The sequence below is a fragment of the Corallococcus sp. AB049A genome (assembly GCF_003668885.1).
GTDB classification, from domain to species: domain Bacteria; phylum Myxococcota; class Myxococcia; order Myxococcales; family Myxococcaceae; genus Corallococcus; species Corallococcus interemptor.
This window is the reverse complement of record NZ_RAWL01000402.1, coordinates 1-7777: the sequence shown is the minus strand read 5'-3', so window position 1 is coordinate 7777 and position 7777 is coordinate 1. Positions and strand designations below refer to the sequence as shown.

At 71.5% G+C, this 7777-nt stretch carries 3 protein-coding genes; 1 reads left to right on the top strand and 2 read right to left on the bottom strand.

Annotation, left to right across the window (positions count from 1 at the left end; all coding sequences use genetic code 11):
• On the bottom strand, positions 1-5890 hold a 5890-nt coding region (locus tag D7X55_RS31455; protein WP_121724995.1), incomplete at its 3' end, for a non-ribosomal peptide synthetase.
• A gap of 637 nt (positions 5891-6527) precedes the next feature.
• Between D7X55_RS31455 and D7X55_RS31450 the strand changes: the two genes are divergently transcribed.
• Complete coding sequence (locus D7X55_RS31450; protein WP_121724994.1) at positions 6528-7289, top strand: alpha/beta fold hydrolase; 762 nt, start codon at positions 6528-6530, stop codon at positions 7287-7289.
• Here the strand turns inward: D7X55_RS31450 and D7X55_RS31445 are convergent.
• Positions 7286-7777 (bottom strand): hypothetical protein (locus D7X55_RS31445; RefSeq protein WP_233610185.1); only part of this gene is annotated, 492 nt, incomplete at its 5' end. The genes D7X55_RS31450 and D7X55_RS31445 overlap by 4 nt on opposite strands.

Here is a 7777-nt window from a genome sequence, read left to right as displayed (position 1 = left end):
GCAGGGCGTTCTCGACTTCGCCCAACTCGATGCGGAAGCCGCGCACCTTCACCTGGGCGTCGATACGGCCGACGAAGTCCAGTTGGCCATCCGCGCGCCAGCGCACCACGTCGCCCGTGCGGTAGAGGCGAGCCCCTTCTTCTCCGGAGAAGGCATCTGGCACGAAGCGCTCGGCGGTGAGGCCTGGCCGTCCGGCATACCCGCGCGCGACACCGACTCCGCCAATGTGCAGCTCACCGCGCACGCCCACCGGCACCGGCTGCCCGTGCGGGTCCAACACGTAGACGCGCACGTTCGCCAGCGGCTTGCCGATGGAGGGTACGCCGTTGCCCGCCACGACATCGCCCAGCGTCGCGATGACGGTGGCTTCAGTGGGGCCGTAGGTGTTGATCAGCCTCCGCCCCGGAGCCCACCGCGCGACGACATCCGCGGGCAGGGCCTCACCGCCGGAGATGACGGTGCGCACCTTCGGCAGCCCTTCAGAGGACGTGGCCGCCAGCGCTGCGGGAGTGAGGCTGACGACGCTCAACTCCTGCTCACGCAGCAGCACGGGCAGCGGCGCGCCCGGCATCAACTTCTCCAGCGGCGCGAGCACCAGCGTGGCGCCGTTGCAGAGCGTGGTGAAAATCTCCTCCACCGACAGGTCGAAGCTGAGGCTGGCGAACTGAAGCACGCGGCTGCCAGGGCCGATGCCGTACGCCACCGCTTCGTGGGTGACGAGGTTGGCGACGCTGCGGTGCTCCACCGCCGTGCCCTTGGGCGTGCCCGTGCTGCCCGACGTGTACAGCAGGTACGCCATGTTCGCGGGCGTCACGCCCGTCACGGGCGCATCCGTCGGTTCCGTGGCGAGCTCAGCGCGCTCCGTATCCAGGCAGAGCGCGCGTGCATGCAGTGCTTCCGGGAAACGGTCCACCAGCGGCTGCTGGGTGACGAGCACCTGGGCCGCACTGTCCTCCAGCATGAAGGCCAGGCGCTCGCGGGGCAGCAGTGGATCCACCGGCACCCAGGCGCCACCAGCCTTCAGGATGCCAAGCAGGCCGATGGCGATATCCAGGGAGCGCTCGACGCTGAGCGCCACGCGGACTTCGGGCCCAACCCCGCGACGGCGCAGGGCATGAGCGAGCTGATTGGCGCGCGCATCCAGCTGCGCATACGTCAGCTGCGTCCCTTCGAAAACGGCGGCCAGCGCCTCGGGGGCACCGCGCACCTGCGCCTCGAAGAGCGAATGCACGCAGGACTCGGGGAACGGAGCGCGCGTGGCGTTCCAGTCCACCAGCACCTGCTGGCGCTCCTCCCCCGCGAGCAACTGCAGCGACGACACGCGGTGCTCCGGATGGGCGACGAAGCCCTCCACGAGCAACCTCAGGTGCCGCAGCATCCTCGTGACGGTCGACCTGTCGAACAGGTCGGTGTCGTACTCCAGCTCGCCCGTGAAGCCCTTCTCCGTCCGCGACAGCGAGAGCGTGAGGTCGAACTTCGCGGAGGCGCCCATGCGCTCCTCGACCTGCACCTTCACTCCCGCGAGCGAGAGGTCCACCTCCGGGATGTTCTGCATGAGGAACAGCACGTTGAACAACGGCGACGCGCGCAGGTCGCGCATCGGCTGGAGTTCCTCGAACGGCACGTACTGGTTCGCCAGCACCCCCAACGTGGTGGTGCGCACGCGGCCCAGCAACTCCCGCACGGTGGGCTCGCCGCCCATCCGGGTGCGCAGCACCAGCGTGTTGATGAAGAACCCGAGCAGTCCCTCCAGCTGCGCGTCATTCCGGCCCGCCACCGAGGAGCCGATGCTCACGTCGTCCTGACCGGAGTAGCGGCCAATCAACACCTGGAGCGCGCCGAGCAGGAACATGAAGGGCGTGATGCCCTCGCGCACGCACAGGGCCTCCACGGCCCGCGTCAGCTCCAGCGGGAACGCGACCTGCAGCAGGGCGCCGGGATGCGCCTCGCGGAGGCCTCGCGGACGGTCCGTGGGCAGCTCCAGCACGGACGGCATGCCTTCAAGCTGCTGGCGCCACCAGCCGAGCTGACGCTCCTTCTCCTCTCCCGACAGCCACTCGCGCTGCCACACCGCGAAGTCCGCGTACTGGAAGGGCAGCGCGGGCAGGACGGGCTGCGTCCCCGCCACCAGGGCCCGGTAGGCCTCCGACAGCTCCCGCATCAGGATGCTCATGGACCAGCCGTCGAAGACGGCGTGGTGGAGGGTCAGCAGCAGCAGGTGCTCCTGCGCATCCAGCACCAGCGCCGACACGCGCAGGAGCGGCCCCACCTCCAGGTTGAACGGCAGCCGCACCTCCAGCTCCGAGCGGCGCTTCACCTCCGCGTCGCGCTGCTCCGGCGAAAGGGCGCGCAGGTCCACCACCGGCAGCACCAGCGGCTCGGGCGGCGCGATGACCTGCTCGGGCGCGCCGGTGCCGGGCCGCAGCGTGGTGCGCAGCGACTCGTGCCGGTGCACCACCAGCTCCAGGGCCAGGCGCAGGGCCTCCAGGTTCAGCGCCCCGGTCAGCCGCAGCGAGAACGGCATGTTGTACGCGGCCGAGCCCGGGTCCAGCTGATCCAGCACCCAGAGGCGCTGCTGCGCGAAGGACGCGGGCAGGTTCCGGGTGCGCGGCACCGGCACCACCGGAGGCGGACCGGCGAAGCGCGGGTCCTGCGCCGAGGCCGAGATGCGCGCCGCCAGGTCCGCCACCGTGGGGGACTCGAACAACGCCTGCAGGGGCAGGTCCACCTGGTACGCCGTGCGCAACCGCGACGTCAGCCGCGTGGCCAGCAGCGAGTGCCCTCCCAGCTCGAAGAAGCTGTCGGTGGCGCCCACCCGCTGCACGTGGAGGAGCGACGCGTAGAGCTCCGCGACCTGCGCCTCCATCGGCGTGCGGGGCGCGACGAACTCGCGCGCGGCTTCGGTGGACACGGTCGGCGCGGGCAGGGCCTTGCGGTCCACCTTGCCGTTGGGCGTCAGCGGCATCGCGTCCAGCACGACCAGCGCGGACGGCACCATGTACTCGGGCAGCCGCTCCTTCAGGAGCGCGCGCAGGGCCTGCGACTCCAGCGTCTGGCCGGGACGGGCCACCACGTAGCCCACGAGGCGCGCGTCGGCCCCGGCGCCGCGCACCACCACGGCGGCGTCGCGCACGCCCGGCGCCTGGCTCAGCACCGCTTCAATCTCTCCCAGCTCGATGCGGTAGCCGCGCAGCTTCACCTGGTTGTCGACGCGGTTGAGGTACTCCAGCACGCCATCCGCGGCCCACCGCACGCGGTCGCCCGTGCGGTACACGCGCAGGCCCGGCACGCCGCCGTACGCGTCCGGGATGAAGCGGTCCGCTGTCTGGTCCGGCCGGTGGAGGTAGCCCCGCGTGACGCCCTCCCCGCCGATGAACAGCTCGCCCGGCACGCCGCGCGGCACCGGGTTCAGCCCGCTGTCCAGCACGTACACCTGCGTGCCGGAGATGGGCCGGCCAATGGGCACGCTGCCCGAGCCCGGCGCCACCGCGTGCGCGGTGGACCACACCGTCGTCTCCGTGGGGCCGTACACGTTCCACAGCACCCGGCAGCGCTGGATGAGCGACTCGGCCAGCTCGCGCGGCAGGGCCTCGCCGCCGGTGAGCGCCGTCAGCCCCGGTCCCCGCCAGTCCGTCTCCAGCAGGAGCCGCCAGGTGCTGGGCGTGGCCTGGAGCACCGTGGCCCCGCACTGCCGAAGCAGCCCCGCCAGCCGCGAGCCGTCCACCGCGATGTCCCGCGACGCGATGACGACCTGCCCGCCCACCGACAGCGGCAGGAACAGCTCCAGCACCGCGATGTCGAACGACAGCGTGGTGACGGCCACCAGCACGTCCTTCGAGGACAGGCCCGTCGTCTCACGCAGCGCCGCCAGGAAGCGCGCCACCGCGCCGTGCGGCACCTGCACGCCCTTGGGACGCCCGGTGCTGCCGGAGGTGAAGAGCACGTAGGCCACGGCCTCCGGGGGCGCCGCGTCGCGCAGTGGCGAACCGTCCTCGGCCGCGATGGCCTCCGCGTCCCCGTCCAGCAGCACCACCCGCGCCGAGTGCGGCGGCAGGATGGACTCCAGCGAGCGCTGCGACACCAGCACCGGCATCCCGCTGGCTTCCACCATGTACGCCAGGCGGTCCGTGGGGAACGCCGGGTCGAGCGGCACGTAGGTGCCCCCGGCCTTCAGCACGGCGAGCACCGCCACCAGCATGTCGAGCGAGCGCTCCACGCACAGGCCCACGCGCACTTCCGTGCCCACGCCCAGCCGGCGCAGGTGGCGCGCCAGCCGCGAGGCCCGGGCCTCCAGCTGCGCGTACGTGAGCGACTGGCCTCCGAAGGTGACGGCGACCGCGTCCGGCGTGAGGTCCACCTGCGCTTCGAAGGCGCCGTGCTGCGTGCTCCACGGCAGCGGCGCGGGGCGGGGCGGCTGCCAGGCGAGGAGCACCTCGTGGCGCTCGGCGTCGGTGAGCAGCGGCAGGCGGGAGACGGCCTCGTGGGGCCGGCGGACGGCGCCCTCCAGGAGCACGCGCAGGTGCTCCGCCATGCGCGCCATCGTGGACGGGGCGAAGAGGTCGGCGTCGTATTCGAGGAAGCCCTTGAGCCCGGCCTCCGTCTCCAGCACCTGGAGCATCAGGTCGAACTTCGATGTGAGCGTGTCCAGCTCCAGGGCCTCCAGCTTCACGCCCTCCACGGACGCCGCGCCGCGGAAGGAGGCCTGGAGCGTGAGCATCACCTGGAAGAACGGCGTGCGCCCCTGGGTGCGCTCCGGACGCAGCTCCTCCACCAGCCGCTCGAAGGGGAACTCCTGGTGCTCATGGGCCGCGAGCACCGTCTCGCGCACCTGGTGCAGCAGCGCGCGGAAGGACGCCGTGGGCTCCACCTGCGTGCGCAACACCACCGTGTTGACGAACAGGCCGATGAGGCCTTCCACCTCCCCGCGCGTGCGGCCCGCCACCGGCGAGCCCACCGTCACGTCCTCCTGCCCCGCGTAGCGCGACAGCAGCACCTGCCAGCCCGTCAGGAGGACCATGAAGAGCGAGGCGCCCTCCTGCTGCGCCAGGGCCTTGAGCGCGTCCGTCAGCCCTCGCGACAGCAGCAGCTCATGCCGCGCGCCCCGGCCGCTGCGGGCCGCGGGACGCGGGAAGTCGGTGGGAAGCTCCAACGCGGAGGGCACTCCGGCCAGCTGCCGCTTCCAGTAATCGAGCTGCTTCTCCAGCCGGGGGCCCTGCATCCACTCGCGCTGCCAGACGCCGAAGTCCGCGTACTGCACACCCAGCGGAGGCAGGGGCGCCGCCTGGCCTCTCGCGAGCGCGCCGTAGAGGAGCGCCACTTCACGCACCAGCAGCGTCATGGACCAGCCGTCCGAGACGATGTGGTGCACCACCACGACGAGCAGGTGCTCCGCCGGCGCGGACGTCAGCAGCAGTGCCCGCAGCAGCGGGCCCTTGGCCAGGTCGAAGGGCTGCGCAGCGGCTTCGCGCGCCAGACGCCACGCCTCCTCCGGCGGCGAGCCCGTGAGGTCCTTGCGCTCCAGCGTGAGCATCGGCTCGGGAGACACCACCTGCACGGGGCCGGAGGCGTCCTCGCGGAACGTGGTGCGCAGCACTTCATGACGGCGCACCACTTCGCGCAGCGCGCGCTCCAGCACGGCCACGTCGAGCGTGCCCTCCAGACGCACCGCCATGGGCACGTTGTAGAGGGAGGTCCCGGGTTGCAGCTGATCAATGAACCAGAGGCGCTGCTGGGCGAAGGAGAGGGGCAGGGGCCGGGAGCGGTCCTGAACCGGGATGAGCCCTTGGACGGAGTTGCCGGCGACGGCCTTCTGCGCGGCCATCTTCTTGAGCAGCTCGGCGCGCTTCTCCGGTGAGAGGTTCGCGATCCGCTTCGACAGCTCCTGGCTCATCTCGTGTACTCCGCGCTCGGGGACGTTCTCGCGGACGCCCGTCGGGGGCGATGGCGTTCGCGAGAAGTCAGGCTTGCTGCTGATTCCGGATTGCCGCCCTGCGCCGTTCTCTCGGAGAAGCGGGAGGGCGGGTCAAATCCACACTGACCAGATTATTCCGTGACCAGCCGAGCTGTCATGGGGGCGCCCCGCCGGAAGCCCGAGTGAATTCGGGTATTTATTGGAATCATCGGGATCCCCGAACAGGCCACCGGAAGGACTCACGGTGTCGCTCAGAGGGGAGCCTGCTCGCGGGGTCGTCCCCCCGCATGGAGGGGGAGCAGGCCGGACGCCGGCCTGCTCCGACAGCGCTCTTCCGGGGTGCTTCAGCCCGCCTTCGCGAGCGGCGCCGGGGCGGTCATCAGGACCTGCGGAGGCACGGTGTAGCTCATGGCTTGAAGGATCTCCGCGATGGCCTCGCCCACGTTCCGCACCGGGCGTGGGCCGTGCCTTTTGCTCGGGACCGGCCCCCGCATGCAAGCCGGGTTGCCTTGACTCCACACCTGTTCGAGAGGGCTGTTCTGACCCCGGCCGGGTCCCGACGCGCCTGGCGCCAGAGTCCTTGCGTGCCGGGCGCTCGAGGTGGACGGTGCGGCGCATGCGCCTCTTCCCCCTCGCGTCCCTGATGTTGCTGAGCGCCTGCACGGCCTCGCGCGTCGCGCTGCCTCCGCCCACGGGCGAGGAGGTGACGGTCTTCATCCATGGGTACCGCGGATCATTCCTCGCGACGGCGGACGGCGAGCGCGAGCGGGCCTGGGTGTCTGTGGGCGACCTGCTGACGCGCGGAGAGCGTTCGCTGGCGCTGCCCTTTCCCGGGCAGCGGGCGACGCCGGGCTTCGGGCCGCTGGAGGTGGACGGGCCCATGACGCGCTTCACGGTGCTGCCGTGGGTGGCGCGCTACGACATCTACAAGGGCTTCCTGGAGTTCGCGCGCGAGCGGCTGCCGGGCCTCGTCGTCTTCGACTACGACTGGCGGCAGGACAACCGCGTGACGGCGAAGCGGCTGTGCGCGCTCCTGGACTCGCTCGCGCAGGAGCGGGGCGGACGGGTGAAGCTGAACCTGGTGGCGCACAGCATGGGCGGGCTCGTCACGCTGCACTGTCTGCGCTACGGCACCGGCCGCACGCTGGCGGTGGTGGGCGTGGGGCATCCGTTGATCAAGTCGTTCCGGATCATCGACGGGAAGCCCGCGTTCGAGGATCCGGTGCTCGCGGACGGAGATGGCTCGGTCCTGACGACGCGCGCCCTGCCTCCGGCGCCGCTCCACGTGGACCGGCTGGAGACCCGGGCGGACCACGTCGGGATGATGGGCGACGAGGAGGTCCAGGAGGCCGTCGCGCGCTTCGTCACCGGCGACTAATCACCCTGGATGGCGGCCTGCCAGTCGCCGTCCACGGAGATGCCCACGCGCATGCCGATGTAGCTCTTCTCCTTGCGCATGTCGGCGATCATCGCCTCCGGGTAGATGCCCTTGAGCAGGTCGAAGTCCGCGTCGGTGGCGCCTTCGCGGAAGGCGGTGGGCCACCAGTAGAGGTTGCCCTCCTGGTAGAAGGGGAGGTTGAGGACGTGGACCAGCCGCGCCAGCACCGGCTGCGGGCTGTCCTTCCACTCCTCCTGGATGCGCCAGGTGGTGGCCATGTCCTGGTCGGGGTCGTAGGAGAAGCGCACGCTCGGGCCCTTCTCGTCGCCCAGCTTCTGGAGGCCCGCGTAGTCGCACGCGACGGCGGCCTTGATGATGCGCTCGCGCATGGACGCCACGGCCGGGGGCAGCGGCTTCGCGGTGGGCTTGGGGATGGGGCTCAGCCGGCTCGCCGAGCACGCCGCCGCGGCCGGGGCGCTCGGCTTGGA

What these genes read in the sequence shown, in the direction of transcription:
- D7X55_RS31450 (WP_121724994.1), top strand. Translation starts at nt 6,528, where the DNA reads ATGCGCCTCTTCCCCCTCGCGTCCCTGATGTTGCTGAGCGCCTGCACG.